Source organism: Streptomyces sp. NPDC057428 (genome assembly GCF_042803195.1).
GTDB lineage: Bacteria > Actinomycetota > Actinomycetes > Streptomycetales > Streptomycetaceae > Streptomyces.
Genome location: NZ_JBHVCT010000029.1, coordinates 46,547 through 73,391, shown reverse-complemented (window position 1 = coordinate 73,391; position 26,845 = coordinate 46,547). Strand labels below are relative to the sequence as shown.

Annotated in this window: 27 protein-coding genes; 15 read left to right on the top strand and 12 right to left on the bottom strand. The window is 71.1% G+C overall.

All coding sequences use genetic code 11. From position 1 onward, the window contains the following. Window positions 1-76: 76 nt before the first annotated feature. Window positions 77-319, bottom strand: coding sequence for a DUF6411 family protein (locus ACFU5K_RS14545; RefSeq protein WP_384060691.1), 243 nt, complete (start codon window positions 317-319; stop codon window positions 77-79). Window positions 320-633: 314 nt separating this feature from the next. Between ACFU5K_RS14545 and ACFU5K_RS14540 the strand changes: the two genes are divergently transcribed. From ACFU5K_RS14540 to trxA, 5 genes are all read left to right on the top strand, one after another. Continuing rightward, window positions 634-834, top strand: a complete 201-nt coding sequence (locus tag ACFU5K_RS14540; protein WP_384060689.1) for a hypothetical protein — start codon at window positions 634-636, stop codon at window positions 832-834. A 297-nt stretch (window positions 835-1,131) separates the two neighbouring features. Continuing rightward, window positions 1,132-2,769 (top strand): phytoene desaturase family protein, encoded by a 1,638-nt coding sequence (locus ACFU5K_RS14535; protein WP_384060686.1) that lies wholly within the window; start codon window positions 1,132-1,134, stop codon window positions 2,767-2,769. A gap of 211 nt (window positions 2,770-2,980) precedes the next feature. After that, entirely contained in the window at window positions 2,981-3,856 is an 876-nt protein-coding gene (locus tag ACFU5K_RS14530) for an SDR family oxidoreductase (protein ID WP_384060684.1), read from the top strand. Window positions 3,857-4,181: 325 nt separating this feature from the next. Further along, window positions 4,182-5,366 carry a zinc-dependent alcohol dehydrogenase gene (locus ACFU5K_RS14525; protein ID WP_384060681.1) on the top strand — a complete coding sequence of 395 codons (1,185 nt, stop codon included), beginning with the start codon at window positions 4,182-4,184 and terminating at the stop codon, window positions 5,364-5,366. A gap of 241 nt (window positions 5,367-5,607) precedes the next feature. Beyond that, complete coding sequence (trxA, locus tag ACFU5K_RS14520; protein WP_384060679.1) at window positions 5,608-5,988, top strand: thioredoxin; 381 nt, start codon at window positions 5,608-5,610, stop codon at window positions 5,986-5,988. Window positions 5,989-6,113: 125 nt separating this feature from the next. On the opposite strand, the gene ACFU5K_RS14515 is transcribed toward trxA, so the two are convergent. Together ACFU5K_RS14515 and ACFU5K_RS14510 are read right to left on the bottom strand one after the other, a co-directional pair. Continuing rightward, window positions 6,114-6,413, bottom strand: coding sequence for a hypothetical protein (locus tag ACFU5K_RS14515; protein WP_384060676.1), 300 nt, complete (start codon window positions 6,411-6,413; stop codon window positions 6,114-6,116). Between the two features lie 132 nt (window positions 6,414-6,545). Continuing rightward, the gene (locus tag ACFU5K_RS14510) at window positions 6,546-7,670 is read right to left on the bottom strand and encodes a glycosyl hydrolase family 18 protein (RefSeq protein ID WP_384060673.1); all 1,125 of its coding nucleotides are present in this window, start codon (window positions 7,668-7,670) and stop codon (window positions 6,546-6,548) included. A 71-nt stretch (window positions 7,671-7,741) separates the two neighbouring features. Between ACFU5K_RS14510 and ACFU5K_RS14505 the strand changes: the two genes are divergently transcribed. Next, window positions 7,742-8,209, top strand: coding sequence for a type II toxin-antitoxin system PemK/MazF family toxin (locus tag ACFU5K_RS14505; RefSeq protein WP_384060670.1), 468 nt, complete (start codon window positions 7,742-7,744; stop codon window positions 8,207-8,209). Here ACFU5K_RS14505 and ACFU5K_RS14500 read toward each other — a convergent pair. Next, entirely contained in the window at window positions 8,194-9,030 is an 837-nt protein-coding gene (locus ACFU5K_RS14500) for a TIGR02452 family protein (protein WP_384060668.1), read from the bottom strand. The genes ACFU5K_RS14505 and ACFU5K_RS14500 overlap by 16 nt on opposite strands. A 145-nt stretch (window positions 9,031-9,175) precedes the next feature. On the opposite strand from ACFU5K_RS14500, the gene egtA reads away from it, so the two are divergent. From egtA to egtD, 4 genes are read left to right on the top strand one after another with little or no spacing between them, the layout of a single operon-like run. Continuing rightward, window positions 9,176-10,474: an ergothioneine biosynthesis glutamate--cysteine ligase EgtA gene (gene egtA / locus ACFU5K_RS14495; protein WP_384060665.1), complete on the top strand. Its 1,299-nt coding sequence runs from the start codon at window positions 9,176-9,178 to the stop codon at window positions 10,472-10,474. Further along, window positions 10,471-11,811, top strand: coding sequence for an ergothioneine biosynthesis protein EgtB (egtB, locus tag ACFU5K_RS14490; RefSeq protein ID WP_384060662.1), 1,341 nt, complete (start codon window positions 10,471-10,473; stop codon window positions 11,809-11,811). The genes egtA and egtB overlap by 4 nt, the downstream gene beginning before the upstream one ends. Continuing rightward, window positions 11,811-12,566, top strand: a complete 756-nt coding sequence (gene egtC / locus ACFU5K_RS14485) for an ergothioneine biosynthesis protein EgtC (protein WP_384060660.1) — start codon at window positions 11,811-11,813, stop codon at window positions 12,564-12,566. The genes egtB and egtC overlap by 1 nt, the downstream gene beginning before the upstream one ends. Next, window positions 12,563-13,525 carry an L-histidine N(alpha)-methyltransferase gene (gene egtD / locus ACFU5K_RS14480; RefSeq protein WP_384060657.1) on the top strand — a complete coding sequence of 321 codons (963 nt, stop codon included), beginning with the start codon at window positions 12,563-12,565 and terminating at the stop codon, window positions 13,523-13,525. The genes egtC and egtD overlap by 4 nt, the downstream gene beginning before the upstream one ends. Here egtD and ACFU5K_RS14475 read toward each other — a convergent pair. Together ACFU5K_RS14475 and ACFU5K_RS14470 are read right to left on the bottom strand one after the other, a co-directional pair. After that, window positions 13,468-14,307, bottom strand: coding sequence for a lysophospholipid acyltransferase family protein (locus ACFU5K_RS14475; protein ID WP_384060654.1), 840 nt, complete (start codon window positions 14,305-14,307; stop codon window positions 13,468-13,470). The genes egtD and ACFU5K_RS14475 overlap by 58 nt on opposite strands. Continuing rightward, entirely contained in the window at window positions 14,304-15,161 is an 858-nt protein-coding gene (locus ACFU5K_RS14470) for a GNAT family N-acetyltransferase (RefSeq protein ID WP_384060651.1), read from the bottom strand. Before ACFU5K_RS14470 ends, ACFU5K_RS14475 begins: the two co-directional genes overlap by 4 nt. 380 nt (window positions 15,162-15,541) lie before the next feature. Here ACFU5K_RS14470 and ACFU5K_RS14465 point away from each other — a divergent pair, with 380 nt between their 5' ends. The 3 genes from ACFU5K_RS14465 (at window position 15,542) to ACFU5K_RS14455 (ending at window position 16,580) form a co-directional block, all read left to right on the top strand. Beyond that, window positions 15,542-15,757 (top strand): dodecin, encoded by a 216-nt coding sequence (locus tag ACFU5K_RS14465; RefSeq protein WP_384060648.1) that lies wholly within the window; start codon window positions 15,542-15,544, stop codon window positions 15,755-15,757. Window positions 15,758-16,083: 326 nt separating this feature from the next. Next, a complete protein-coding gene (locus ACFU5K_RS14460; protein ID WP_384060645.1) occupies window positions 16,084-16,275 on the top strand; it encodes a DUF6381 family protein in 192 nt (63 codons plus the stop codon). Window positions 16,276-16,448: 173 nt separating this feature from the next. After that, window positions 16,449-16,580 carry a hypothetical protein gene (locus tag ACFU5K_RS14455; RefSeq protein ID WP_384060643.1) on the top strand — a complete coding sequence of 44 codons (132 nt, stop codon included), beginning with the start codon at window positions 16,449-16,451 and terminating at the stop codon, window positions 16,578-16,580. 51 nt (window positions 16,581-16,631) lie between these two features. Here ACFU5K_RS14455 and ACFU5K_RS14450 read toward each other — a convergent pair whose 3' ends face one another. The 3 genes from ACFU5K_RS14450 to ACFU5K_RS14440 are packed head-to-tail and all read right to left on the bottom strand — an operon-like array spanning window position 16,632 to window position 20,033. Further along, window positions 16,632-17,378 carry a succinate dehydrogenase/fumarate reductase iron-sulfur subunit gene (locus tag ACFU5K_RS14450; protein WP_327112004.1) on the bottom strand — a complete coding sequence of 249 codons (747 nt, stop codon included), beginning with the start codon at window positions 17,376-17,378 and terminating at the stop codon, window positions 16,632-16,634. Continuing rightward, complete coding sequence (locus ACFU5K_RS14445; RefSeq protein WP_384060640.1) at window positions 17,375-19,324, bottom strand: fumarate reductase/succinate dehydrogenase flavoprotein subunit; 1,950 nt, start codon at window positions 19,322-19,324, stop codon at window positions 17,375-17,377. The genes ACFU5K_RS14450 and ACFU5K_RS14445 overlap by 4 nt, the downstream gene beginning before the upstream one ends. 1 nt (window position 19,325) lies before the next feature. Next, window positions 19,326-20,033, bottom strand: coding sequence for a succinate dehydrogenase (locus tag ACFU5K_RS14440; RefSeq protein WP_384060638.1), 708 nt, complete (start codon window positions 20,031-20,033; stop codon window positions 19,326-19,328). Window positions 20,034-20,129: 96 nt separating this feature from the next. On the opposite strand from ACFU5K_RS14440, the gene ACFU5K_RS14435 reads away from it, so the two are divergent. Then, entirely contained in the window at window positions 20,130-21,062 is a 933-nt protein-coding gene (locus ACFU5K_RS14435) for a LysR family transcriptional regulator (protein WP_384060699.1), read from the top strand. Window positions 21,063-21,074: 12 nt separating this feature from the next. Here the strand turns inward: ACFU5K_RS14435 and ACFU5K_RS14430 are convergent, their stop codons facing one another. The 3 genes from ACFU5K_RS14430 to ACFU5K_RS14420 all read right to left on the bottom strand — a co-directional run bounded on the left by ACFU5K_RS14430 (window position 21,075) and on the right by ACFU5K_RS14420 (window position 25,223). Beyond that, complete coding sequence (locus ACFU5K_RS14430) at window positions 21,075-23,249, bottom strand: putative bifunctional diguanylate cyclase/phosphodiesterase (protein WP_384060636.1); 2,175 nt, start codon at window positions 23,247-23,249, stop codon at window positions 21,075-21,077. After that, the gene (locus tag ACFU5K_RS14425) at window positions 23,246-24,064 is read right to left on the bottom strand and encodes an SAM-dependent methyltransferase (protein ID WP_384060633.1); all 819 of its coding nucleotides are present in this window, start codon (window positions 24,062-24,064) and stop codon (window positions 23,246-23,248) included. The genes ACFU5K_RS14430 and ACFU5K_RS14425 overlap by 4 nt, the downstream gene beginning before the upstream one ends. A 202-nt stretch (window positions 24,065-24,266) precedes the next feature. Further along, complete coding sequence (locus ACFU5K_RS14420) at window positions 24,267-25,223, bottom strand: SCO0930 family lipoprotein (protein ID WP_384060631.1); 957 nt, start codon at window positions 25,221-25,223, stop codon at window positions 24,267-24,269. A gap of 761 nt (window positions 25,224-25,984) precedes the next feature. Between ACFU5K_RS14420 and ACFU5K_RS14415 the strand changes: the two genes are divergently transcribed. Next, window positions 25,985-26,752, top strand: a complete 768-nt coding sequence (locus ACFU5K_RS14415; protein ID WP_384060628.1) for a hypothetical protein — start codon at window positions 25,985-25,987, stop codon at window positions 26,750-26,752. Window positions 26,753-26,845: the final 93 nt, after the last annotated feature.

The following is a 26,845-nucleotide window of genomic DNA, read 5'->3' as shown; positions in this document are numbered from 1 at the left end:
CCCCGGCCGTCGTCAAGGACCGGCCGGGGTGCCGGGGCCCATTCGGTTGCGGGGAACGCCCGTCGGCCGGATGCCGTCAGAAGGGCATGCGGCCACGGGCGCGGCGACCGGCCGAGCCACTGTGGCCGACGGCCTTGGAGCTGCTGCGGAAGGGCTTGCTGAAGATCCGGCCCAGTACGCCGGGGGCCTTGCCGCCCGCGCGCGATCCAAGTCCCAGAGTGCGCTGCGTCCCGTGTTCCGGGTGACGGGACAGGCGCGGAACGAGGAAGGCCAGAACGGCCAGGACGACGCATACGGCAACGATGCCGACTACCACCATGACGGACTCCTCAAATCGACGTCGGACCTGCCGTGTGCCCGACGTCGTCGCCTGTATGCCACGGCCCGTCTCCGGCCACGCCCGAGATCCCGACAGACCGGACGGACGCCGCCAGGGCAGCCCGCCCGCTCAGCGCCGGGCAGGTTGTCCTACTTCTGTCGGCCATTCAAGTCGGACTGTAGGCCGATTTCGTGACGATTGATCAGGTCAAGCCGAATGGCCCACAGAAGGCGGAACCGCAGAGCGCCGCAGGCCGTTCTTCATGCCAATACACAGCCGCCGGACCACGGCGGGGACGACAGAGGAGAGGCACTATGAAGAAGACGGTCGGGTGGGCCCAGGACGGCGACGACTGGACGATCACCGTGAACGGGACCCTGTACCGGGCCACCGAGCGACCGGAGGACGGACGGGTGCACAACTACCTCGTGCGCGGGAACGACCTGAGCGCCGAGTTCACCAGCCTGGGGCGTGGGCTCAGAGCGATCCGGGCGCACGAGTCCACCGCGAACTGACCCGGCATCCGTACGGACGGCGACGCCAGGACACCGGTGCATCGCCGCGGGCCCCGACAACACCGTCGCACGTCCCCGGCACTCCCCGACGACGGCTGTCGCTAAGGCGACCGGGTGGCTGTCGGGGCCCGTTCACGAACTGCCGGAGCCGGTGGCAGGAGCCGGCTCGGTCTTCCGGTACACACATACGGAGGAACCGGCGCCGGGCCGCGGCCCGTCACCCGGCGTCCGCACCCCTCGCCCTTCCCGCGTGACCGGCATCGGTGCGACGACGTAGAGATGGACGGGGAGGCCACAGTGCCGGATGCAGTGGTGATCGGGGCGGGGCCCAACGGGCTCGTCGCGGCGAACCTGCTCGCCGACGCCGGATGGAGCGTAGAAGTTCTGGAGGCGCAGCCGGAACCGGGCGGAGCGGTCCGCAGCGATCGTGGGGTGCATCCCGACTACGTGAGCGACGTGTTCAGCTCCTTCTACCCGCTGGCCGCCGCCTCCCCGATCCTGGCGAGGATGGAGCTCCGGCGGGAGGGGCTGCGGTGGAGCCACGCACCACGCGTCCTCGCACACCCCATGCGGGACGGCCGGTGCGCGGTCCTGGAGCGCCGGTGCGCGGACACCGCCGCCGGGCTGGACGCGCTGGCTCCGGGCGACGGGGAGTCCTGGCTCGGCCTGCACGAGGTGTGGAACCGCCTCGGCCCGGACATCGTCGGCGCCCTGTTCAAGCCGTTCCCGCCCATCAGGTCCGTGGCCAGGCTCACGGCGGGGCTGCGGGCGGCGGGGGGACTGCGACTGGCCAGGTCGCTGGTCCTGCCGGTACGACGGCTCGGGGACGAGGAGTTCACAGGCGAGGCCGGAAAGCTCCTCCTGGCCGGCAACGCCCTGCACGCCGATCTCGCACCGGAGGCGGCGGGCAGCGGAGGTTTCGGCTGGCTGATGTCGATGCTGGGTCAGACGTACGGCTTCCCCGTCCCGGTCGGCGGGGCCGGTGCGCTCACGCAAGCCCTCGTCAGCCGGCTGGAGCGGCGCGGCGGCGCGGTGCGCTGCGGTGAGCGCGTGACGCGCGTGCTCGTGCGTGAGGGCAGGGCCGTGGGGGTCCGGACCTCGGCGGGCGAGGACCTGCCCGCCACCCGGGCCGTGGTCGCCGACGTCTCGGCTCCGGCACTGTACGAAGAACTGGTCGAACCGCACCACCTGCCCGCGCGGCTGCTTGCGGACCTGCGGCGCTTCCAGTGGGACTTCGCAACGTTCAAGGTCGACTGGGCCCTGGACGGGCCTGTGCCCTGGACCGCCCACGAGGCGTCAGGCGCGGGCACCGTGCATCTGGCCGACGGCGTGGACGGGCTCACCGGGTTCGCCGCACAGATCAGCATGGGGCAGGTCCCGGACCGTCCCTTCCTGATCTTCGGCCAGATGACCGTCGCCGACCCGACCCGCTCTCCCGTGGGCACTGAGTCGGCCTGGGCCTACACCCATGTGCCGCAACGGGTCAGAGGTGACGTGGGGGACGACGGACTGACCGGCCGGTGGGACCGGCGGGAGCAGGAAGCCATGGGCGACCGGATCGAGGCCGAGGTGGAACGGTGGGCACCGGGATTCCGCTCCCGCATCAGAGCCCGCCGGCTTCTGGCACCGCCGACTCTGCAGGCCCTGGACGCCAACCTTCGCGGGGGCGCGATCAACGGCGGTACGGCGTCGATGCACCAGCAGTTGGTGTTCCGGCCCACGCCGGGCACAGGGCGGCCGGAGACCCCGGTGAAGGGCCTCTACCTCGCTTCGGCCTCCGCCCACCCCGGTGGTGGGGTGCACGGGGCACCGGGGGCGAACGCGGCTCACGCCGCGCTGCGCGCACGGTTCCCCGCCGACCTGCTCAGCCGCGCACAGCGAGCACTCGGCCGCAGGGACGGGAAGGGCTCCCGGGCGCACGGCATCGGCGCCTGAACGGCGGACGTCGCGCAGGATCCGTCATGGGCGGCGTCGGCACGGCCGATCCCACACGTCCTCGCACACATTTCGCGCATGCACCCTTCACGCGGTATGCCCAGAATGGGCCGTGCTGCAGATGTGGGCCCTCCGGTCACCGACCTCTCCGGCCCGCACAACTGGCGGTGCGGAGCACCACTGCGGCCGCACCCCCGTCGAGGAGGCTCATGTGACCAGCACAGCTCATCCTCTGCACGACCGTGTCGCCGTCGTGACCGGTGCGGCGAGGGGCCTGGGCGCGGGGATGGCACGGGAACTCACGCGGCGCGGCGCCAGAGTGGCCCTGATCGGCCGGGAGCAGGCCACGCTGGCCGAGGTGCGGGACACGATTCCCGGCGCCCGGTGCTGGGAGGCCGACATCACCGAGGACGCCCGGATGAGCCGGGTCGCCGACGAGATCAGGGAGCGTATGGGGCCCGCCTCGGTCGTGGTCGCGAACGCCGGGCTGGCGGAAGGCGGCCCATTCGCCGAGTCGGATCCGGCGACCTGGCGGCGGGTGATCGAGGTGAACCTGACCGGCAGCGCGATCACCGCCCGTGCGTTCCTGCCTCATCTGCGGGCCACACACGGCTACTACCTGCAGGTCGCCTCACTGGCCTCCATCGGCGCGGCACCCATGATGAGCGCCTACTGCGCCTCCAAGGCCGGGGTGGAGTCGTTCGCTCATTCGCTGCGTGCCGAGCTGGCCCATGAGGGCGTCGGCGTGGGAATCGCCTACCTGAACTGGACCGACACGGACATGATCCGCGACGCGGACGAACACCCCGTACTGCGGGAACTGCGCGCGCACATGCCCCGGCCCGCACGCAAGGTCTATCCGGTGGAGTACGTGGCCGTGCGCCTGGTGCGCGCCGTCGAACACCGCCGCGCCGCCGTGTACGCGCCCGCGTGGCTGCGTGCCGCGCAGGTCGTGCGTGCCGCCATGCCACCGGTCGTCACCGCACTCTCCAGGCGTGAGATCCCCCGGCTGCAGCGGGAGACCTCCTTCGAGGGGACGGGGCTGCTCGGCGCCGGCGGCCGGGCGGATCTCGACGGCCGCGGATGAGCCGGCGCCCGTCGCGCCGGGACGCCCCGCCGCACGTGTCGCACCTGCGGCGGCCGTGCGGAGTGGGCACCGAGGTGCGGCGGGCGACGAGTGACGGGACAGTTGGGGAGGGAAAGGCCCGGCCACGTCTGCGTCCGGCACTGAAGAGCCGGTCACGGGTGCGGAAGCGGTGGCGAGTCGTCTGCGCGGGCCGGACTCCGGATCGCACGAGTTTTCCGGGGACGGAGCACGACGGACGAAGACCCCGGCCGCGTCACCGGCCGGGGCGGGCAGCCGACCGAGCAGCGGGGCGTCCGCCCCGACGTACGGCGGAAGGAGTCGCATCATGCGGGCACTGACGTGGCAGGGCAAGAGAGATGTCCGGGTGGAGACGGTCCCGGACCCGAGGATCGAGGATCCGGCCGACGTCATCGTCCGGATCACGTCCACCGGCATCTGCGGCTCGGATCTACACCTCTACGAGGTCCTGGGCCCGTACCTCGACCCCGGCGACATCCTCGGTCACGAGCCCATGGGGATCGTGGAGGAGGTCGGCCCGGAGGTGACGTCCCTGGTCCCCGGGGACCGGGTCGTCATCCCCTTCAACAACTCCTGCGGGCACTGCTTCATGTGCGACCGGGGCCTGCAGTCCCAGTGCGAGACCACGCAGGTCCGTGCGCGCGGAATGGGCGCCGCACTCTTCGGCTACACCAAGCTATACGGCCAGGTGCCCGGCGGGCAGGCCGAACTCCTGCGCGTGCCGTTCGGCAACAGCCTGCCGATCAAGGTGCCCCACGGACCGGCGGACGACCGGTTCGTCTACCTGTCGGACGTGCTGCCCACCGCCTGGCAGGCCGTGGAGTACGCGTCGGTCCCGCCAGGCGGGACGGTGACCGTCCTCGGGCTCGGGCCCATCGGCGCGATGGCGGCCCGTATCGCCCTGCACCGCGGCGCCGGCACGGTGGTCGGTGTGGACCTCGTCCCTGAGCGACTGGCACGTGCCGAGGCGGACGGGGTGAAGTGCCTCGACCTGCGCCGGCACGGGAAGGACCTCGGCGACGTCATCAGGGATCTGACGGAAGGGCGCGGCACGGACGCGGTGATCGACGCGGTGGGCATGGAAGCGCACGGCGCTCCCGTCGCGAAGGCCGCTCACTGGGCGGTGGGGCTCGTGCCCGACGCGGTCGGCGAACGTCTCATGGAGACCATGGGGATCGACCGGCTGGCCGCGTTGCGGGCGGCGATCGACATCGTGCGCCGCGGTGGCACGGTCTCGGTCTCCGGCGTGTACGGCGGGGCGGCCGACCCGCTGCCGATGCTGACCATGTTCGACAAGCAGATCCAGTTCAGAATGGGACAGGCCAACGTCAAGCACTGGGTCGACGACATCCTGCCCTTGCTGAGCGACGAGGACCCACTGGGCGTCGACACCTTCGCGACACACCGGCTGCCGCTCGAAGCGGGCCCGGAAGCGTACAGGACCTTCCAGGACAAGCGGGACGGGATGATCAAGACGCTGCTGGTTCCCTGAACGCGGAGCTCGGCGGCGGCCTGCCGCGAGCCCGACGCTGCCCGGGACCGGATCTCCCCCCACGGGGCCCGCCCCGATGACCACGACGTCGCATTCGGCGCTCTTCCCGACATCCTCATCAGTCATGGGAACGGTGTGGTGGCGGGTGTGCGCCGGAGTCACACGGGCAGGCGGAATAGCTCAAGCGACGTCACCGTTGAGCCCGACAGGTCCGAACGGTCCCAGGAAGAGGTAAGAGAGTATGAGCACCGTAGAGCTCACCAAGGAAAACTTCGATCAGGTCGTGAGCGACAACGAATTCCTGCTGATCGACTTCTGGGCTTCCTGGTGTGGTCCGTGTCGGCAGTTCGCGCCGGTCTACGACTCGGCGTCCGAGCGTCACCCGGACCTTGTCTTCGCCAAGGTCGACACGGAGGCGCAGCAGGAGCTGGCAGCGGCCTTCGAGATCCGTTCCATCCCCACGCTGATGATCGTCCGCGACAATGTCGCGGTGTTCTCCCAGCCCGGTGCGCTTCCCGAGGCGGCCCTGGAGGACGTCATCGGACAGGCGCGCAACCTGGACATGGACGAGGTACGCAAGTCCGTGGACGAGCAGAAGCAGGCACAGCAGGAGCAGCAGTAGTCCCTGAGCACGTGCGGCAGACGTGATGAAGGCCCGGCCGTCCGGCCGGGCCTTTGTCGTGCGGCGACCGCCCCGGGACGCGGACGAGGAGCCGGTGGCGGCCGGGACCCGTGGTGCGATATCCGCTACCCGGCTCGGCCGTCCTCACCGGCTCCCCCGGTGCCGCGCGTCCGTTCCGCGATCCTGGCCGTGAGCCCGTAGTCGAGTTCGAAACCGTCGACCAGCAGGGCCTCGACGGTGTGCGTCGCCGGGTCGATGTCCGCCGTCATGCCCTCTCCCTCGTAGCGCGGGTATCCGGACTCCCCGGTGTCCCCCGTGGCGTCGACGACCGCCGAGCGGATGGCGGTGTCCGGCTCGGGGGCGCGGACGGCGGATCCCTGCGGTTCCGGGAACAGCAGGATCTCGTAGCTCTGCGGATGGCTCATGCGCATGACGGTAGGCATCCGGGCCCTGTCCCGCACGTCGTGAACCGCGCCCCGGGCCACCGTGGTCCCGTCCCCGGTCGCCGGGGCCCGCCCTGTGCAGGTGGACTCGCTGGTCGTCGGCGGGGCCGGGCGTCACGGGCCGGCGAGTACCGGCCAGATTCCCGGGTCCTCGAAGTTCAGCGCCCACAGGGCCGTGTTGATGACGCCGTGCTTGCGCAGCACGGGCAGATGCGTGGCGACCCCGCGTGCGTCCTGGTACCAGACCTCACGGGACTCGGTGCCGTCGTGGTACGTGAAGTACGGCGTGCCCGAGACGGCGTCGAGGCGGTAGGGGGCGCCCTGTTCGGCGCGCAGCGCTTCGGCCTCCCTCCAGGTGACGTGTTTCGTGGCGGATGTACTGGCGCTGTCTGCCGGCCAGTCCCATCCGTACGCGGGCAGGCCCATCTCCAGTCTGTCGGCCGGGACGAGGGCCGTGGCGCGGGTCAGGATGTCGTCGTACCAGCGGGTGTCGGCCAGGGGCCCGGGGTCGCCGCCCGACCAGTGCAGGTTGTAGCCCATGATGCGGACCCGGTCGGCGACACGCCCGAGCGCGGCGTAGTCCCAGATGCGTCCGGTCGTCGCGGTTCGGGGGAAGACCGTGATCACGCACTGCTTGGCGAGCGTGTGCAGGCGGGCGCAGAGGTCCGTGGCGAGGGCGGTGAACCCGTCGCGCACGGAGGCGTAGGTCGCGTCGCCGGTGGTGGCGATGGATTCGTAGTCGAGGTCGAGACCGTCGTAGTCACGGGTGGCTACGGTGCGCATCAGCGCGTCGGCGTGCTCCGCGCGCCTGGCACGGCTGGTGAGGATCGCCGCCAGGGAACCGGACTTCATCGTCTCCATGACCGTCGGGACCACCTTGATGCCTGCCCGGTGCAGTCCGTCGATGACGCGGCGTTCACCGGCGCCCGGGTGGGAGTCGATCCGGCCTGCCGAAATCGCCTGGTACCAGAACGGACTGACGGTGTGCAGTTGGTCGGCGTGACGCAGAGCGTCCTGGTAGGCGCCCTCCTGGTCCCAGTAGGGAAGCCATCCTGAGACCGTACGTGCGGCCGGCTCGGCGGAGCCGCCCGAAGGCCCTGAAGCTGAACCGGAGGTCGAGGTCGCCGGTGGCGGTACGGCTGACGTGGCGACAGGGGCCGTCTGCAGCAGGGCCGCCGCCAGGAGCCCGGCCGCCGTGACGGCGCGGGCCAGATGCGCGAACGCGGAAGAGGTGATCATACGAGCGAGCCTGAGGCTCGTTTCGCGGACCCGCTCCACGGACTGGGCCGTACAGGTTCTACGGTGTTGCGATGACGTTCCAGCAGGCCAACCACAGCAGCGACAGCTCGACCGACTTCCCCGGCCGCAGTGGCCCGAACGCGACGACGGAGGCGGACCCCTACGACGCGGGGCCCGTCCGCACCTCGTACGCCCCCGACCGCGACGGCGATCCGGACCCCGGCGAGATCGTGTGGACCTGGGTGCCGTTCGAGGAGAACGACGGCCGCGGCAAGGACCGGCCGGTCCTCGTGGTGGCACGCGAGGCGGGGGGCACGCTTCTCGCCGTCCAGCTGTCGAGCAAGCAGCACGAGCGGGACCATGAAGGGGTCGCGCTGGGGGCCGGCCCCTGGGACAGCTCCGGCCGGCCGTCCTGGGTGGATCTGGACCGGATGCTGCGGGTCCACGAGGACGGGATGCGGCGCGAGGCCTGTGCCCTGGACCGGGACAGGTTCGAGCTGGTGGCGGGGCGGCTGCGGGAGCGTTACGACTGGAGCTGACCGGCGAACACGCGGGTGAAGGCCGCCCGGACGGCGGAGTCGGGGTCACGGCCCGGAATGCCGAAGACGATCCGCTCGAAGTGGCCCGCGAACCGCCGCCCGTCGGCGAGCAGCGAATGGAACGCTTCGGCCACCTCGCCCGGTTCGTTCATGAAGACACCGCAGCCCCAGGCACCCAGCACCAGTCGGCGGTAGCCGCCAACGGCGGCCACCTCCAAGACCCGTTCGGCTCGGCTCGCCAGCGCGGCGGGGATACCGTGAGCCGCCACCGGTTCGCGGCGGCGGATGACTCCGGCGTTGGGTGCGGGCGAAGTGAGGAATCCGGCGGTGTACGGGGCGTCCAGGAGCCGCCCGCGGTCGTCCCGGAAGACCGGCACGCCGGGTGAGTGGATGACTCGGTCGGTGTAGAAGGCGCTGCGTTCCGCACGGTGGTGCGCGTAGTACTCCGGGACGCGCAGCAAGGTGGCGTGGAGGGCGGAGCCGCGGCACAGGGACTCTTCCTGGGCCTGCGCGCCGTTCAGATAGCCGCCGCCGGGGTTGCGCGCGGAGGCGTAGTTCAGGACGGCCGTCCTGGCCGGGGACTCGCCCGTCAGCCGACGGGCGGCCTGCAGGCTCGTCTCGCACGTCACCTCGACCACCGGAGTGCGGTCGGTGTCCGGTACGGCCACGGGCACCGGCTCCGGGCCGTGGAGCCGCGTGCCGGAGAGTGCGGCCGTCACGGCCCGCTCGATGGACACCTCGCGGCCGTCGGGCACGCGATAGCGCCCGGCCCGGACGATGTTCTCCGTCTCGCGCGCGATACCGCGCAGCCGTGCGCTCATGGGCGCGCCCCCGTGTGGTGCATACGGGGCATGCTGGACGCGGTGGCGGCATGGACGCAAGCGGTTTTCATGGCGTGGGGGCACCCTTGTGCGAACCCCCGGTAAGGGTTTGGGTGGAAGGAAGCACCCGAAGAGGAGGCCCAGCATGCCCCCGGACACTCTCGGCCAGCACGGTCCGCCCGTCGACACGACGCCCCTCGGCGAGGAGGAGGCGGAGGATCTGCTTCGCGGCATATGTTTCAAGACGGGACCGCCCCGGACGGTCGGTGTGGAGTTGGAATGGCTCATCCACGACCGTGAGCACCCCGAGGTCGCCGTCCCCCACGAGCGCCTCCGCGCCGCCGCCGACGCCGTGCGCGCGACGCCGCTGGACGCGGCTCTGACCTTCGAGCCCGGCGGCCAGCTCGAGCTCAGCTCCCAGCCCGCCGGCTCGCTGATGGCCTGCGTCGACGCCACGGCCGCGGACCTCGTCTCCGTACGCGAAACCCTCGGCCGCACCGGACTGGTCCTGTCCGGTCTCGGGGTCGACCCCTGGCACCCTCCCCGGCGTCTGCTCCGGGAACCCCGCTACGCGGCCATGGAAGCGGCCCTGGACCGGTCGGGGCCATCAGGCCGCGCGATGATGTGCACCTCCGCGTCCGTCCAGGTATGCCTGGACGCCGGTGAGGAGGAGCCGGGTCCGCTCGGCTACGGGCGGCGCTGGCAGCTCGCGCATCTGCTGGGTGCCGTGCTGGTGGCGGCGTTCGCCAATTCGCCCTTCCGGGAGGGACGCCGCAGCGGCTGGCGCTCGACCCGGCAGGCCTTGTGGACGGACCTCGATCCGAACAGGTCGCTGGCGCCGCAGAGCCGCCTCGGGCCCCGCCGTGCCTGGACCGCCCACGCGCTCGACACGCCCGTGATGTGTATCCGGGAGGACGATGCCCCGTGGGGCGTACCGGTCGGGCTGACGTTTCGCGAGTGGATCCGCGGCGGCGGGCCCCGGCCCCCGGTGCGGGCGGACCTCGACTACCACCTCACGACCCTGTTCCCGCCGGTTCGCCCGCGCGGGCATCTGGAGTTGCGCATGATCGACGCCCAGTCCGGCACCGACGGCTGGCTCGTGCCACTCGCCGTCACCACCGCCCTGTTCGACGACCCGGAAGCGGCGGAGACCGTGTACCGCACCGTGAAGCCGCTGGCGGAGACGGCGGGCCCTTCGGCGGCGCCCCGCAATCCGCTGTGGACAGCCGCGGCCCGAGACGGGCTGAGCGACCCGGAGCTCGCCGCCGCCGCCGCGGCCTGCTTCGCGACGGCGCTGGAGGCACTGCCGAGGATCGGGGCCGACGACCACGTCATCGAGACGGTCGCGGCCTTCGACGAGCGCTACACGGCCCGCGGCCGGTGTCCGGCCGACGATCTGGCCGACCCCGCACACGCACCTCACGGAAAGGGCCTGGTCCGATGACCGACACCCCCGCTCCGTCCACCGGCCGGGAGCACGACGCGGAGATGCTGCGCGAACGCGCCCTGGCAGCCCTCCTCGCGGCCCGCGAGCGCACCGCCCTGCTCACCGACAGCGTCGAGGACGACGAGCTGACCGCACAGCACTCCCCACTGATGTCGCCCCTGGTCTGGGACCTGGCGCACATCGGCAACCAGGAGGAACTGTGGCTGCTTCGGGCCGTGGGCGGCCGCGAGGCCCTGCGCCCGGAGATCGACGGGCTGTACGACGCATTCGAGCACTCCAGGGCCAGCCGCCCTTCGCTGCCCCTCCTCGCACCCGCCGAGGCCCGGAGCTACGCCGCCGACGTACGCGGCCGGGCCCTGGACATCCTCGGCGGTGCGCCGCTGCACGGCGGGGGCCGCCCCCTGGAACGGGCGGGCTTCGCCTTCGGCATGGTCGCGCAGCACGAACAGCAGCATGACGAGACCATGCTGATCACCCATCAGCTGCGGTCGGGGCCCGCGGTGCTCAGCGCGCCGGAGCCCCCCGGTCCCACCGACGCCGTCTCCCTGCCGGCCGAGGTCCTGGTCCCGGGAGGCCCGTTCACCATGGGCACATCGACCGAGCCGTGGGCCCTGGACAACGAAAGGCCCGCCCACCGGCGCGAGGTGGCGGCGTTCCACATCGACACCGCCCCGGTCACCAGTGGCGCCTATCAGCGGTTCATCGAGGACGGCGGCTACACGGACGCCCGCTGGTGGGCGCCCGAGGGCTGGGCCATGGTCCGGCAACACGACCTGGCCGCGCCGCTGTTCTGGCACCGGGACGCCGGCCAGTGGCTTCGCAGGCGCTTCGGGGTGACGGAGCCCGTGCCGGCGGACGAGCCGGTGCTGCACGTCAGCTGGTACGAGGCGGACGCCTACGCCCGCTGGGCCGGCAGGCGGCTGCCGACCGAGCCGGAGTGGGAGAAGGCCGCCCGCCACGACCCCGCGTCGGGCCGTTCGCTCCGCTACCCCTGGGGCGACGACGACCCGACCGTCGAGCGGGCCAATCTGGGCCAGCGGCACCTGCGCCCCGCCGCGGCGGGAGCGTACGCGGCCGGTCGCTCCCCGGCGGGCGTGGGTCAGCTGATCGGGGACGTGTGGGAGTGGACGTCGAGCGACTTCCTCCCCTACCCCGGCTTCGTGGCCTTTCCGTACCGCGAGTACTCCGAGGTGTTCTTCGGCCCCGGACACAAGGTGCTGCGCGGGGGCTCGTTCGCCGTGGACCCGGTCGCGGTCCGCGGCACGTTCCGAAACTGGGACCTCCCCGTGCGGCGTCAGATCTTCTCCGGCTTCCGCACCGCGAGGAATGCCTGATGTGCCGCCACATCGCCTACCTGGGACCATCGGTCGCCCTGGGTGAGGTGCTGGTGACGCCCTCGCACGGGCTGGTGCGTCAGTCGTGGGAGCCTCGGCGTCAGCGGTCCGGGACGGTGAACGCCGACGGTTTCGGGGTCGGCTGGTACGCCCAGGAGGACCCCGTCCCCGGACGCTACCGGCGTGCCGGACCCGTCTGGGGCGACGAGACGTTCGCCGATCTGGCCCGCGTGGTGAGCAGCACCGCGCTGCTCGCCGCGGTCCGTGACGCGACGTTCGCCGGCGCCGACGGGGAGGCGGCCGCGGCGCCCTTCGCCGAGGGCCGCCTGCTGTTCAGCCACAACGGCGCGGTGCTGGGGTGGCCGGGCTCCCTGGCGCCGCTGGCCGCCGTCCTGCCGCCCGAGCGGCTGCTCTCGCTGGCCGCCCGGTCCGACTCGGCGCTGCTCTGGGCACTCGTGCTCCACCGGACCTCCCAGGGCGACGAGATAGGGCAGGCGGTGGCCGACACGGTTCTCGACGTCGCCGCCGCCTCCCCCGGATCACGCCTCAACCTGCTGGTCACCGACGGTTCCACCGTCGTGGCGACCGCCTGGGGCGACTCGCTCTGGTTTCTCCACGACCCGGGCCACCGCACGGTGGTGGCCTCGGAGCCGTACGACGACGATCCCTGCTGGCGCGAGGTTCCGGACCGCACACTGCTGTCCGCGACCCGCACCGATGTCCTCATGACCCCGCTCAAGGAGCCCTCTGCGTGAGTCCTTTCCTGCTGACCCGCACCCTGCCGGCGGACGCGACGGACGCGGCGCTGCGCGCCGATGTGCGCAGCGGTCTGACCGGGCACCCGAAGACGCTGCCCCCCAAGTGGTTCTACGACGCGCACGGAAGCGACCTGTTCGAGGACATCACCCGGCTGGCCGAGTACTACCCGACGCGTTGCGAACGCGAGATCCTGATCGCCCGTGCCGGCGAGATCGCCGCGGCCTCCGGGGCCCGCACCCTGGTCGAACTGGGCTCGGGGTCGTCCGAGAAGACCAGGCACCTCCTGGACGCGCTGCCCGGACTCCACACGTACGTACCCGTCGATGTGAGCGAGAGTGCCCTCACCGGCGCCGCCGAGGCCCTGCTCGCCGAGCGCCCCGGGCTGTCCGTGCACGCGCTCGTCGCCGACTTCACCCACGCCATCGACCTGCCCGACACCCCCGGCCCCCGGCTGGTCGTGTTCCTGGGCGGGACGGTCGGCAATCTGCTGCCCGGCGAGCGCGCCGTGTTCCTGCGCTCCGTCCGGGAGCGGCTGGCACCGGGTGACAGCCTCCTGCTCGGCACGGACCTGGTCAAGGACGAGGCGACCCTGGTGAAGGCCTACGACGACGCGGCCGGGGTGACGGCCGCCTTCAACAAGAACGTCCTGACGGTGGTCAACCGTGAACTCGGCGCGGACTTCCCGCCCGAGGACTTCACCCATGTCGCCCTGTGGGACCCGGAGCGCGAGTGGATCGAGATGCGGCTGCGCGCGCGCCGGGCACTGACGGTGAAGATCCGGGAGCTGGACCTGGTGGTGCAGTTCGAGGAGGGCGAGGACCTGCGCACGGAGGTTTCGGCGAAGTTCCGCGAGGAGGGGGTGCGCACCGAGCTGGCGGCTGCCGGGATGCGGCTGGATCAGTGGTGGACGGACGAGGGTGGCAGGTTCGCGCTCTCACTGGCGACGGCCGACTGAGCGGCACGCGCCAGTGCCCGCCTGTCGGGCTCGTCGGCCGCGGAGAACTGCGGCATCACGTGGATCTCGGCGATGAGCCCGGCGGCGGTCACCACCCGCCACAGGGAGGCGGCGATGGGGTCGTCCCCGACGAACGCCGCGGCCCCCGACCCGTTCGTCCGTCCGGTCCGGTAACTGATCCGGACGGGACGGACGGAGGCGCCGGCGTCGACCGCCGCCTGGAAGGCGGCGGGCCGGAACCGCCCTCCGGCGCTCCGGCCGCACCAGGTGCTGCCCTGGGGAAACACCGCCACCCGTGATCCGGCACCCAGTGCCCCGGCGAGCGTGCGCACCGCGTCCGGCAGGGCGCGCAGCCGGTCCCGCTCGATGAACAGCGTGCCACCGAGCGCGGCGACCGGGCCGAGGACGGGCCAGGACCGTATCTCGCTCTTGGCCAGCATCCGGGCGGGCAGCACGGCGGCGAGCAGCGGGATGTCCAGCCAGGAGACGTGGTTGGCGACGACGAGCTCGCCCGTCGGTGGCCGCACGCGTTCCACGGGAGCGCCGGTGACACGTATCCGCACCCCGAACGCCCGCACCACCGCCCGGGCCCACCGGCGGACAAGGCGGTCCCGGTGCCCCGGTCCCAGGAGCAGTGCGGCGGGCGCGCACAGCAGCCCGAGAAGGGTGACGGCGCACCCGGCGGCCAGAAGTCCTGCGGCGGGGAGGGGCGGGCGCACGGCGCCCTCGTGGTACGCGCAGTCACGCGGGGTGCAGGGCGCGACGGGCAGCCAGCCGCTCATCGCATCGGGGCCAGCGAGAGGAAGTGGCGCAGGTAGCGGGGGTCGGTTCGGCGCATCGAGAGCAGGACGTAGAGGTCCGCGACGTCGAAGCCGGGGTCGTGGGCGGGGGCTCCGCAGACCCAGGCGCCGAGACGGAGGTAGCCGCGCAGCAGCGGCGGGAGTGCGGCCTGGCCGGCGGGCCCGCCGGAGGGGTGCCCAGAGGTGTCCCACAGGCGGTGCGGTGTGACCCAGTACTCCTCGGGCGCCAGGTTGTGGGTCCGCACGGTGTCCCAGCTCCTGGCGGCGAGGGCACCACCGTCGGCGAGGGGCACGGAGCAGCAGCCCGCGAGCCAGTTGTGGCCGGTGCGCTCCATGTAGCGGGCGAGCCCGGCCCATATGAGGGCGATGACGGCCCCGTCCCGGTGTGCGGGGTGGACGCAGGACCTGCCCACCTCGACGAGGTCGTCACGGATCGGCCGGAGCCTTCCGAGGTCGAACTCGCCCTCCGCGTAGAGTCCGCCGGCCCGCCTGGCTCCTTCGGGGGGCAGGAGCCGGTAGGTGGCGACGACTTCCCCCGTGGCGTTCTCGCGCACCAGCAGGTGGTCGCAGTACGCGTCGAAGGCGTCCACGTCCAGGCCGGGTTCGAGGCTGTCGAGCCGGGCTCCGAGCTCGCCGGCGAACACCAGGTGGCGCAGGCGCTGGGCTGCCCGCACGTCCGCCGCGCCGGTGGCCAGGGCGACCCGGTAACCGGAGGTGCTGCCGGCACCTGCCCGCCGGGGCGCGGGCGCGGCGACGGGTGCGGATGCGGGTGCGGGTGCAGATGCGGGTGCGGCGGTGGAGAGGTGCGCGGGCGTGGAGAGGGGCAGCACGGGCATGGCGGTCTCCGGGGGAGGGATCAGCGAGGGCGGCTGCCGGGCCTTCACGGGTGCTGCGACGGCCCAGCCCCTCTACTTCTTCCGTGACCGGCTGGATTCGACGTGACCGCTGGGGGGATCCGCGATGTGGGACGGCTGAATCCCCGGGTCCCGAGCCGCGCGGGCTTCTCGGTCAGCCGCTGATCAGCCTGGAGGTGATGCGGTCCGACGGCTTCTGAGGTCACCCAGCTCGCCGGTTTCCGCCCACTGGGCACCTGGGTGTCGCCGACCTCGATGACGTCAGGCTCGCCGCCCCCGTCGAGTGCCGGGAAGCCCTCGATGCGCTGCCTCGCGCACCCACGCGGAGTGAGGCACCGTGGGGACAGGAAAGGAGACATTTGATGTCCAAACACACCTACCGGGTCACCGAGATCGTAGGAACGTCCGAGGAGGGCCTGGACGCGGCGATCCGGAACGGCATCGCACGGGCCTCCGAAACCTTGCACAATCTCGACTGGTTCGAGATGACTCAAGTGCGCGGGAACATCGAGAACGGCCGCATCGCCCACTACCAGGTGGGCCTCAAGGTCGGCTTCCGGCTCGACGGGGACGGCTGAGGAACACCGCCGCTCCGACCGTCCGGGGGACCTGCGGCGCGCACCCCCGGCACCACACAGTCTCAAGACCCCTGCCCGGGTGGGGGTCTTGAGGCGCTGCCGGCGGGGGACGCGTCGCGGGTAGCCGGGGAAGTGCTGGCGGCGACCGCCGCCCGGTGTCCCGGCTACCGGCACGGGGTGTCGTCACGCGCGGCACCCGCACCACGGCGATGCCGCACCGCCGCACGGCCCGCCCCGGTCGCGAAGCGTGGCCGCTCGAGATGCATGTGGGCGTGGGCGCTGCTTCCCTGATGCTGTCCGCTCCCCCCACAGATCCAGGAGTGATCATGAGCAGTGCAGGAGAGTCCGATGGTCGTGTCCGGCAGCTGCGAGCCAAGGCGCAGGAGCTCAAGGAAGCCGCAGACCACGCCACCGACCCGGAACAGCGGCAGCGGCTCCAGGACAAGGCCCGCCGCCTGCGGGAGCAGAGCGAGCAGGAGAGCACCCTGACCGACCGCGGGATGGACCCGATGGTGTAGACGGGACATCCGCACCTCGCCGGCGATCGTGCCCGCGCCCGGTGCGACGGGGCGCCTGGTGCACCAGGCGCGCTCCGCGCACCCGGCGTCGGCCCGGCGCCGGTTCTCAGGTCGGCGGGGGCCGCGTCGGTGGCGTCCGTCCCGGCTGCGGCATGCGGTACGCGGTACGCGGCATGATCACTGGCAGAGCCGTACGCGCCCCAGTCGGCGGCCGGATCGTCGCCACCGGCGCCCCGCGGGACGTCGCCGGCGCCACGGGGAGCCGTACCGCCGCATATCTGGCCAAGGCGCTGCGGACGGGCTGACTCCCCGCGGAGGCCGGGCGTGTCCGGTTCCCACCGGAACCGTGCGGCGGATCAGCGGCGCACCTTGCGGGTGGCCCGCAGCCACTCCTTGTTCATCGCGGTGATCGACGGCAGCGGGATGCCCTTGGGACAGGCCGTGGCGCATTCCCCGGTGAGGGTGCAGCCGCCGAAGCCCTCGTCGTCCATGGTGGCGACCATGTCGAGGACCCGGGTCTCACGTTCGGGTGCTCCCTGCGGGAGGACGTTGAGGTGGTTGATCTTCGCCGAGGTGAAGAGCATCGCGGAGCCGTTCGGGCACGCGGCGACGCAGGCGCCGCAGCCGATGCACTCGGCGTGCTCGAAGGCGGAGTCCGCGTCCGGCTTGGGCACCGGGGTGGCGTGCGCGTCCGGTGCGGTGCCGGTGGGCGCGGAGATGTATCCGCCGGCCTGGATGATCCGGTCGAAGGACGACCGGTCGACGACCAGGTCCTTGACCACAGGGAAGGCCGAGGCACGCCACGGCTCGATGTCGATGGTGTCGCCGTCGTCGAAGGACCGCATGTGGAGCTGACAGGTGGTGGTCCGCTCCGGGCCGTGGGCGTCGCCGTTGATGACGAGGCTGCAGGCGCCGCAGATTCCCTCGCGGCAGTCGTGGTCGAAGGCGACGGGCTCGTCCCCGCTGAGGATGAGATCCTCGTTGAGGGTGTCGAGCATCTCCAGGAACGACATGTCCTGGGAGATGCCGTCGACTTCGTAGGTGGCCATGGCGCCGGGCGCCTCGGCGTTCTGCTGGCGCCATACGCGCAGGGTGAGCTTCATGCGTAGCTCCGCTGTGTGGGGTGGACGTACTCGAAGACGAGGTCTTCCTTGTGCAGGACTGGGGCGTCGCCGGTGGCGCTGAACTCCCAGGCCGCGGCGTAGGAGAACTCCTCGTCCCGGCGGGCGGCCTCACCGTCCGGAGTCTGCGACTCCTCGCGGAAGTGACCGCCGCAGGACTCTTCCCGGTGCAAGGCGTCGAGGCACATCAGCTCGGCGAGCTCCAGGTAGTCGACGACGCGGTTGGCCTTCTCCAGCGACTGGTTGAACTGTTCACCGGTGCCGGGCACCTTGATCCGGCGCCAGAACTCCTCGCGGATCTCGGGGATCCGGTCGAGTGCCTTGCGGAGCCCTTGCTCGGTCCGCGCCATTCCGCAGAACTCCCACATGAGTTCGCCGATCTCCCGGTGGAAGGAGTCCGGGGTGCGGTCCCCGTCGACCGCGAGGAGGAGGTTGAGCCTGTCCTCGGTCTCTGCGACGGCCTCGGTGACCGCGGGGTGGCCGGCGTCGATCGCCTCGGAGTGGGGATTGCGGGCCAGGTAGTCGTTGATGGTCGACGGCAGGACGAAGTAGCCGTCGGCGAGCCCCTGCATCAGCGCGGAGGCCCCGAGCCGGTTGGCACCGTGGTCGGAGAAGTTGGCCTCGCCGATGGCGAAGAGGCCGGGGATCGTGGTCTGCAGGTCGTAGTCGACCCAGAGTCCGCCCATCGTGTAGTGCACGGCCGGATAGATGCGCATGGGCGTCTCGTAGGGGTTCTCCGCGGTGATGCGGGCGTACATGTCGAAGAGGTTGCCGTACTTCTCCTCGACGTTCTTCCTCCCCATCCGCTCGATGGCCTCGGCGAAGTCGAGGTACACGCCCTGGCCTCCGGGGCCGACGCCCCTGCCCTCGTCACAGACGTTCTTGGCGGCGCGGGAGGCGATGTCGCGGGGCACGAGGTTGCCGAAGGCCGGATAGATGCGCTCCAGGTAGTAGTCGCGCTCGTCCTCGGGGATCTCGTTCGCCGGGCGCTCGTCGCCCTTGGCCTTCGGGACCCAGATGCGTCCGTCGTTACGCAGTGACTCGCTCATCAGGGTCAGCTTCGACTGGTGCTCGCCGGTGCGCGGGATGCACGTGGGGTGGATCTGGGTGAAGCAGGGGTTGGCGAAGTAGGCGCCACGGCGGTGGGCCCGCCAGATCGCGGTGGCGTTGGAGTTCATGGCGTTCGTCGACAGGTAGAAGACGTTGCCGTAGCCGCCGCTGGCCAGGACGACCGCGTCGGCGAAGTAGGTGTCGATCTTCCCGGTGACGAGGTCGCGGGCCACGATGCCGCGTGCCTTGCCGTCGACGACGATCAGGTCGAGCATCTCCGTACGGGCGTGCAGCTCGACGTTGCCGGCCGCGATCTGCCGGGAGAGTGCCTGATAGGCGCCGAGGAGGAGCTGCTGCCCCGTCTGGCCCCGGGCGTAGAAGGTACGGGAGACCTGGACGCCGCCGAAGGACCGGTTGTCGAGGAGGCCGCCGTACTCCCGGGCGAAGGGAACGCCCTGGGCGACGCACTGGTCGATGATCTCCACGGAGATCTCCGCCAGGCGGTGCACGTTCGACTCGCGGGCACGGAAGTCCCCGCCCTTGACCGTGTCGTAGAAGAGCCGGTGCACGGAGTCGCCGTCGTTGCGGTAGTTCTTGGCGGCGTTGATGCCGCCCTGCGCGGCGACGGAGTGTGCGCGCCGGGGCGAATCCTGGAAACAGAACTGGACGACGTGGTAGCCCTGTTCGGCGAGTGTCGCCCCTGCCGAGCCGCCTGCGAGGCCGGTGCCGACGACGATGACGGTGTGCTTGCGCCGGTTGGCCGGATTGACGAGCTTCGCCTGGAAGCGGCGGGTGTCCCAGCGCTCGGCGACGGGGCCCTCCGGCGCCTTGGCGTCGACGACCGGTTCGCCGGTCGTGTAGTTCGTGTAGTCACTCATGTCAGCTCACCACTCCGGTCATCACGGCGACGGGCACGGAGACGAAACCGGCCGTCAGTACCACTGCCAGGGCGTTGCCGAGGGTCTTCAGGACGCGGTCCCTGGTCGCGTTGCCCACCCCGAGGGTCTGTGCCGCGCTCCAGAATCCGTGCTGGACGTGCAGGCCGAGGGCGAGCACGGCGACGATGTAGACGACGTTGCCCCACCAGGTCGAGAAGGTGTCGAGCACGTTCTGGTAGGGGTGGCCCGGCTGGAATCCGCCGGAGTGCACGGTGCCGGTCGTCAGGTCGAGGATGTGCCAGACGATGAACAGCGCGAGGATGATGCCGCCGTATCGCATGGTGCGTGTGGCATAGCTCGCACGCGCCCTCCTGTGCACGTACGCGGTCGGGCGGGCCCGGAGGTCGCGGCGGCTCAGCTGGTACGCCGACACGGCGTGCAGGACGACAGCCGCGACGAGCACGACGCGGATGATCCAGAGCGCCCACTCGTAGTGCAGGAAGGGCTCGCCGATGGTCCTGAGCCAGTGGGCGTAGTGGTTGTACTCGCCGGATCCGAAGAAGATCTTCAGGTTGCCCAGCATGTGGACGCCGAGGTATCCGAGCATGATCAGGCCGCTCACAGCCATGATCGTTTTCTTGCCGACGGACGAGTCCCAGAGCGTACGCGTCATGGACGGCCGTCGGCCCGTCCGCGTTGCCAGTGCCATGGGTATGACGCTAGATCCGACCAGCACCATCAGTCCAAGTCATGAAACCAGTCATTTCCATAGGTATTCTCTATGATGTTCGCTAAGGTCGACCTCATGCACTTCCAGCAGCTCGCCTACTTCGTGGCCGTGGCCGAGGCCAGGCACTTCACCCGGGCCGCGGAGGACGTACACGTGTCGCAGCCCTCGCTCTCCCAGCAGATCAAGGCGCTGGAGAAAGAACTGGGCGCCGAACTCTTCAGCCGGGCCCGGGGGAACATCGCGTTGACCGACGCCGGCGAGGCGCTGCTGCCGCTGGCGCGCAGGATCCTCGCGGACGCGGACACCGCGCGCCACGAGGTGCTGGAGCTCGTGCAGCTGCGCCGCGGCCGGATCAGGCTCGGCGCCACCCCGAGTGTCTGCACCGGCCTTCTCCCGGACGTGCTCCGCGCCTTCCACGGCGCGCATCCCGGAATCCAGCTCCTCATCGAGGAGGGAGGGTCCCACGACCTGGTGAGGCAACTGGCGCGGGGCGCCCTGGACCTCGCGCTGCTCGTCCTGCCGCTGCCCGCCGGCTCACCGGCACTGACCACGGTGGAGCTGCTGCACGAGGACCTCGTGGTGGTGTCGTCGGCCTCCCGCCCGGCCCCTGGACGGGGAGGCTCTGTGACGGTCGCTGACCTCGAACACGAACCGCTGGTGATGTTCCGACACGGCTACGACCTGCGCGAGCTGACGGTCGCCGCCTGCCGCGCGGAGGGTTTCGAGCCGACGTTCACGGTCGAGGGCGGCGAGATGGACGCGGTGCTGGGCTTCGTCCGGGCCGGCCTCGGGATCGCGGTGGTGCCCCGCATGGTCGCCGTCAGGGCGGGACAGGACCTGCGTACGACACCGCTGGCCACTCCGTCGCTGCGGCGCACGATCGCTCTCGCGCACCGCAGCGACGTCGAACCGCCACGTGCGGCCCGCGAGCTGCAGCGGATGCTGCTGAGGTCGGGGCCGCCCGTCATACCCGCGGCCGCCGCCGGGCCGGAACCGGCCGGGGGCTGAGGGGCGGTCCCGTCAGACCGCGTCCGCCAGCAGGAGCGCGTGGATCGCGTCCGGGGCACCCGGACGCGCGTAGTACCACCCCTGGGCGGTGTCGCAGCCCAGCTGTCGCAGCTGATCGGCCTGGGCCCGGGTCTCGACACCCTCGACCGTGACAGCGAGATCAAGGCTGTGCGCGAGCGAGACGATGCCCTCGACGATCTTCAGGTCGACGGGATCGGCGGGGTGGTGCTGCATGCCCTGGGTGAAGGAACGGTCCAGCTTCAGGACGCTCACCGGCAGACGGCGCAGGTTCGCCAGGTTCGAGTAGCCGGTGCCGAAGTCGTCCAGTGCGATGTCGACGCCCATCTCGGCCAGCTGGCGCAGAGGTTTGAGCAGATCGTCGTCGGCGCCGATCAGTGCGGACTCGGTGACCTCCAGGCAGAGGGCACCCGGCTCCAGGCCCGAGCGTTCCAGTACGTCCACGGTCTCGGCGACCAGCCGGGGGTGGTGCAGCTGGGTCGGTGAGAGGTTGACGTTGATCCGCAGGGGGCCGCCGTCGGTGTGACGTTCCTGCCAGAAGTTCGCCTGCCGTACGGACTCCTCCAGCACCCAGCGGCCGAGCGGCACGATCAGCCCGGTGTGCTCGGCGAGCGGGATGAACCGGTCCGGGCCGAGCACCCCGTGCTGGGGGTGGCACCAGCGGACCAGCGCCTCCGCACCGTGCACGCTTCCGTCACCGAGGTGCACCAGCGGCTGGTACTCGATGAAGAACTCGCCGCGGTCGAGCGCCGTGGGCAGGGCCGTGGTGAGCCCGTGCCGGGTGATGGCACGCGCGTCGGCCTCGGCGTCGGCGAGCGCGAAGCGGTTCCCGCCCGCCCCCTTGGCCCGGTACATCGTGATGTCGGCGCTCCGCAGCACTTCCGCGGGCGTGCGTTCGCCCGACGGGCCCTCGACCACGCCGATGGATCCGCGGACCGTCAGCTCCCTGCCGTCGAGACGGATGGGCGTGGCGAGCGCCGAGAGGATGCGTCCGGCGAGTTCGTGGACCTCGTCCTGCGTGCGCGGTCCGGTCGTGAGGGCGACGAACTCGTCGCCGCCGAGCCTGGCCACCATCTCGCCGGGGGCGGTCGCGCAGCTCTGCAGCCTGTCGGCGACCTCGACCAGGAGCCGGTCACCGGCGGCGTGGCCCAGGCTGTCGTTGATCGCCTTGAAGCCGTCCAGGTCGAGGTAGCAGAGCCCGAAGCGCATGCCGTCCCTCGGCGCGAGCGCCTTCTCCAGCCGCTCGAAGAACAGCGTCCGGTTGGGCAGGCCGGTGAGCGCGTCGTGCGTGGCCTCGTAGCGCAGCCGAAGATTGAGCAGCCGGCGCTCGGTCGTGTCCTCCATCAGTGCGAGCTGGTACTGCGGCCGCCCCTCGGCGTCCCGCAGCAGGGACACGGTGAGATTGGTCCACAGCACCGTGCCGTCGTTGCGGTAGTACGGCTTCTCGACGCTGTAGTGCTCGCGATCGCCGCGCACCAGTTCCTCGTAGTACTTCCAGACGTGCGGCGAGTCCTCGGGGTGGACCCACTCGTTCACCTTGTGGCTGCGGACGTGGTTCTCCAGACCGCCGAACATCCTGGTGAGGGTGTCGTTGATCTCCAGGATGTTCCCTTCGAGATCGGCGATGCCGATCCCCACGGCGGCGTCCTTGAAGACCGCGCGGAAGCGCGCCTCGGTGGCGTGCAGTGCCTGCTCGGCGTGCGAGCGGGCGGTGAGGGCCGAGCGGGCGATCGCCTCCTGTTCGGCGAGCGTCCGCTCGCGAAGCGCCTGACTGAAGCCGCCGGCGAGAGCGTGCTGGATGCGCGCGCAGCGTGCCCGGCTGTCCTCGGTCGACAGCTCGACCGGACCGTTGCCGCCGCAGTAGAGCACGAGGTAGGAATCGACGACGCCGAGCGTGGAACTCAGCGCGTCGGGGTCCGTGCAGTGTGCGGCGACCAACAAGCCCCCGACACCGTGCGCGGGTGCGGCGTCGAAGACCCGCGCGTGCAGGGCCCGGTCGAGTTCCCGGGCGAGCGGCAGCAGGTGCTCCTCGAACTCCGGCCGGGTCAGAGAGGTGGCCGTGGAGGGGAAGATCGCCCGGCTCCATATGGTGGCGAATCTCCGTAGACGGCCCTCCGGGCCGTCGGGTTCCGCGTCTGGCGTGCCGGACGACTGGGCGGGAGTGCTCACGCCTTGCGTCCAACCCCGGCGAAGCCCGAGAAGGCGAAGGGGTCCTCCTGCGCGCGGACCCCGGGGGATTCGGGACGCCAGTCGGGCATGGAGACCAGGCCGGGCTCGACCATCTCGTACCCCTCGAAGAAGCGGCTGCCCTCGGCGCGGGTCCGCATGACCAGCGGGTTGCGGATGTTGCGGTAGACGCCGACCGTCCCGCCCGCCTCTTCCTGGGAGAGGGGGATGCCCTCGTACGAGGCGTGGGTCAGGACGAGCAGACTGCCGGGGGCGAGTGCCTCGCTCAGCTCCGCGACCGCCCCGTACGGATCGTCGGCGTCCTCGATGAAGTGGAGGACCGCGACCAGGAGCAGCGCCACCGGCTTGTCGAGGTCGAGGAGGGCGTTGATCTCCGGGTTCTCCAGGATCTCCATGGGTGAACGGAGATCCGCCGCGACGACGACCGCCCGTTCGTTGCCCTCCAGGACCGCCTGGCTGTGTGCGACCGCGACCGGGTCGTGGTCGACGTAGGCGATCCGGGCCTCCGGGTCGTCGGCCTGGGCGACTTCGTGCACATTGCCGAAGGTCGGGATACCGGAGCCTATGTCCAGGAACTGATTGACGCCCGAAGTGGTGGCGTAGTGCACGGCCCGCCGCATAAAGGCGCGATTCGCCTGCATGACCTTGGGCAGACCAGGCATGAACTCCATGGCCTTGCGGGCCGCTTCCCTGTCCACCTCGAAATTGTGCGAACCGCCCAGATAGAAGTCGTACATGCGAGACACGCTCGGCACCGAGATGTCAATGCCCTGCGGTGCCCAGGCGGGACGCTCCATCGATGTCTCCAACAAGTCGCCACGGCGATCCGGCCATGTTCATGGTCAGTGTTGACCAGAGGCTACTGATCGACCGCCAGGAGAGCGAGTGGAAACGGAAATTAGAGATCCGTTATTGGTCACACACCGCAGGCATGTGCGACCGGTCCGTCGCTGCGCGTGCGCATTCGGCGACGGACCGGTACCAAGGGACTGCCGACGACTACTTCGGGGCTCCCACGAGCTTCGCCTCGGGCGAGACCGCGTACCATGTGCCCCCGACGCCTTGGCCGTTGGTGTCGCCCGGCTTCGCATCACCGGAGAAGGTGTAGACCGGCCAGCAGTCGACCGACTGCTGCTTGATGCCGTCGGGGCGATTGAAGGTGACGAATCCCTTGGTGGTGACTCCGTCGACGTCATTCTTCGACACGGGACTGACGACCGGCCACTTCTTCAGGCAGTCACCTGTGCAGGCCGACTTCATCGGCCACGCCGAGTCCTTCTTGAAGCGGTAAACCGTCATACCGCGCTTGTCCACCACGATGTCGCCGAGTTTCGGATCCTTTCGGACCGAAAGTCCCGCGAGGTCGGCGGGCTGGTCGGCCGCCGCTCCGTCCGCGTTGGCCACCGCCTTCTTGCCGTCGGGAGCCGAGGCGAACCACGTGCCGCCGACGCCCTGGCCGTTGGTCTCCTGGGGCCCGGTGTCCTTCGCGTAGCGGTACATCGGCCAGCCGCCGACGGTGAGCTGCTTGGTGCCGTCGGCACGTGTCACCTCGCCGATGAGCTCGGCGTCGGTTCCCGCCGCGGCCGTGGCGTTGCCCGCGGACACCACCGGCCACGTCTTCGCGCAGTCGCCCTCGCAGTTCGACTTGGATGGTTCGGCCGTGTCCTTGTCGAAGCGGTAGAGCGTGAATCCCTCACTGTCGGTCAGTACCTCGCCGAGCTTCTTGCTTTCCCACACGGCGAGTTGGCCGGCCTCCTTGGGTGCGCTGTCCGCCCCGACGTCGGATCCGTAACCGCCGGCCGAGCCGTATCCGCTGTCCGCCGGCTGCTGGGCGGCCGCGTTGCCCACCGACTGGCCGTTGGGCGACGCGGTGCCCTGCTCCTGACCGCACGCCGTCGTCAGCGCCAACAGGGCCGCCGCGGTCACCGCGAGAGAGGCGTTCCGCCAGGTATTCATGTCGACTCCCGTAGTCCTTCTGCCGTCCAGGACGCGAGTCCGCGCCTTTCGTGGCCCTAGGTACGGGCGGGCGGGGTCCAGGTGTTCAATACATCGCCCAGAAAGTTCCGCCGGGCGCAAACGCGAATCGCCGAATGTCCCCACCATCAGGCGAATCACCTGCGTCAGCCGCGTGTCCGGCGGCTGCGGGGAACATGCTCCCCGGCGTGTACGGATCACGCATATGGCGGCTGACAGCGACCACCCTGCTAGTGCTGCTCGCCGTCCCCCCGCCCGCCTTCGGTGACGACTGTGCGGTGGCCTCCATCGGGCAGGGGGAGGACGGATCGTCCATCGCCGTCTCGGGCGAGGGGCGGTGCACGGCGGTCATCGCCGAGCCCGAACCCGAACCGCCACCCCCTCCGCCTCCCCCGCCACCTCCACCGCCCCCGCCTCCACCGGCACCACCGGCACCACCGGCACAGGCGCCCGAGCCTCCCCCTCCGCCCCCTCCGCCCCCTCCGCCCGCACCGCCCCCTCCGCCCGCACCGCCCGCACCGCCCCCCGCGAAGCCGAAGCCCGCTCCGCCACCGCCGCCGACCACACGCCCTGCCCCGCCGGCACCCGCTCCGGTGGCGCTGCCCACCTACCGCAAGCCACCCCGCAAGGCACCACGGTCCGGACCGTCACTGGTGTCTCTCACCCTTCTGATCACCGCGCCGGCCGTCTTCGCCGTTGCCGTGCTGCGCCCCCGCTCCTCCCGCTGACCGTGAAGGGATCCCATGTCGGAATGGCTTGTTCTGACCATTGCCATGGCGTCGGCGTGTGCCGTCGTCCTGACCATCGCAGTCCTCAGCAATCGCCGGGTGGCCGAGGACGACGACCCCTCCGAGACGCCCGACGTCATCGAGTACATGACGATGATGATCGGCGTGGTCTACGCGATCGTCCTCGGCCTCGCCATCGCCGGTGTCTGGGAGGGCCGCAGCGCCGCCCAGGAATCCGTACGCCTTGAGGCACAGGCCCTGCACGAGGTCAGCGCCCGGTCGGCCGTCTACCCGGCCGAGGTCCGCGACCGTATCCGCAGCGACGTCGACGCCTACGTGGCACATGTCGTGGGTGACGAATGGAGGCACATGACGGACCACGGTGCGCTCACCGAGGAGGGGACCAGGCTCCTCGACCGGGTGCGTGCCGACGTCACCGAGTACAAGCCCCGCACGGACCACGAGGGCCAGGCCTACCAGCCGCTGGTGGACCAGGTGGCCGCCGTCGACGACGCCCGGGGGTCACGGGGGCAGAACGCGGGCGCGACCATGCCGGGGGTCGTCTGGTTCGGCCTGATCACGGGAGCTCTGGTCACGGTCGGGCTGATCTTCACGCTCCAGATCCGCAGAACCTTCCGCGAATTGCTCCTGGCGGGCCTCTTCAGCGTCCTCATCGCCTTCCTGCTCTTCCTGATCTGGGACTTCGACGCCCCCTTCGGCCGCGGCATCTCCGCCACGACGGCCCCGTTCGTCGACCTGTTCCCCCGCGCGACGGGCGGATAAGCACGCGCCGGACCCAGCCCCACTCCCCCGGCCCCGGTCCGCCGGCCGGGGGACATGGCTGCCCCATTCGCCTGACCCCGATCGCGGGTGATA

What these genes read in the sequence shown, in the direction of transcription:
- ACFU5K_RS14545 (WP_384060691.1), bottom strand. Translation starts at nt 319, where the DNA reads ATGGTGGTAGTCGGCATCGTTGCCGTATGCGTCGTCCTGGCCGTTCTG.
- ACFU5K_RS14540 (WP_384060689.1), top strand. Translation starts at nt 634, where the DNA reads ATGAAGAAGACGGTCGGGTGGGCCCAGGACGGCGACGACTGGACGATC.
- ACFU5K_RS14525 (WP_384060681.1), top strand. Translation starts at nt 4,182, where the DNA reads ATGCGGGCACTGACGTGGCAGGGCAAGAGAGATGTCCGGGTGGAGACG.
- trxA (WP_384060679.1), top strand. Translation starts at nt 5,608, where the DNA reads ATGAGCACCGTAGAGCTCACCAAGGAAAACTTCGATCAGGTCGTGAGC.
- ACFU5K_RS14515 (WP_384060676.1), bottom strand. Translation starts at nt 6,413, where the DNA reads ATGAGCCATCCGCAGAGCTACGAGATCCTGCTGTTCCCGGAACCGCAG.
- ACFU5K_RS14510 (WP_384060673.1), bottom strand. Translation starts at nt 7,670, where the DNA reads ATGATCACCTCTTCCGCGTTCGCGCATCTGGCCCGCGCCGTCACGGCG.
- ACFU5K_RS14505 (WP_384060670.1), top strand. Translation starts at nt 7,742, where the DNA reads ATGACGTTCCAGCAGGCCAACCACAGCAGCGACAGCTCGACCGACTTC.
- ACFU5K_RS14500 (WP_384060668.1), bottom strand. Translation starts at nt 9,030, where the DNA reads ATGAGCGCACGGCTGCGCGGTATCGCGCGCGAGACGGAGAACATCGTC.
- egtA (WP_384060665.1), top strand. Translation starts at nt 9,176, where the DNA reads ATGCCCCCGGACACTCTCGGCCAGCACGGTCCGCCCGTCGACACGACG.
- egtB (WP_384060662.1), top strand. Translation starts at nt 10,471, where the DNA reads ATGACCGACACCCCCGCTCCGTCCACCGGCCGGGAGCACGACGCGGAG.
- egtC (WP_384060660.1), top strand. Translation starts at nt 11,811, where the DNA reads ATGTGCCGCCACATCGCCTACCTGGGACCATCGGTCGCCCTGGGTGAG.
- ACFU5K_RS14475 (WP_384060654.1), bottom strand. Translation starts at nt 14,307, where the DNA reads ATGAGCGGCTGGCTGCCCGTCGCGCCCTGCACCCCGCGTGACTGCGCG.
- ACFU5K_RS14470 (WP_384060651.1), bottom strand. Translation starts at nt 15,161, where the DNA reads ATGCCCGTGCTGCCCCTCTCCACGCCCGCGCACCTCTCCACCGCCGCA.
- ACFU5K_RS14465 (WP_384060648.1), top strand. Translation starts at nt 15,542, where the DNA reads ATGTCCAAACACACCTACCGGGTCACCGAGATCGTAGGAACGTCCGAG.
- ACFU5K_RS14460 (WP_384060645.1), top strand. Translation starts at nt 16,084, where the DNA reads ATGAGCAGTGCAGGAGAGTCCGATGGTCGTGTCCGGCAGCTGCGAGCC.
- ACFU5K_RS14455 (WP_384060643.1), top strand. Translation starts at nt 16,449, where the DNA reads ATGATCACTGGCAGAGCCGTACGCGCCCCAGTCGGCGGCCGGATCGTC.
- ACFU5K_RS14450 (WP_327112004.1), bottom strand. Translation starts at nt 17,378, where the DNA reads ATGAAGCTCACCCTGCGCGTATGGCGCCAGCAGAACGCCGAGGCGCCC.
- ACFU5K_RS14445 (WP_384060640.1), bottom strand. Translation starts at nt 19,324, where the DNA reads ATGAGTGACTACACGAACTACACGACCGGCGAACCGGTCGTCGACGCC.
- ACFU5K_RS14440 (WP_384060638.1), bottom strand. Translation starts at nt 20,033, where the DNA reads ATGGCACTGGCAACGCGGACGGGCCGACGGCCGTCCATGACGCGTACG.
- ACFU5K_RS14435 (WP_384060699.1), top strand. Translation starts at nt 20,130, where the DNA reads ATGCACTTCCAGCAGCTCGCCTACTTCGTGGCCGTGGCCGAGGCCAGG.
- ACFU5K_RS14425 (WP_384060633.1), bottom strand. Translation starts at nt 24,064, where the DNA reads ATGGAGCGTCCCGCCTGGGCACCGCAGGGCATTGACATCTCGGTGCCG.
- ACFU5K_RS14420 (WP_384060631.1), bottom strand. Translation starts at nt 25,223, where the DNA reads ATGAATACCTGGCGGAACGCCTCTCTCGCGGTGACCGCGGCGGCCCTG.
- ACFU5K_RS14415 (WP_384060628.1), top strand. Translation starts at nt 25,985, where the DNA reads ATGTCGGAATGGCTTGTTCTGACCATTGCCATGGCGTCGGCGTGTGCC.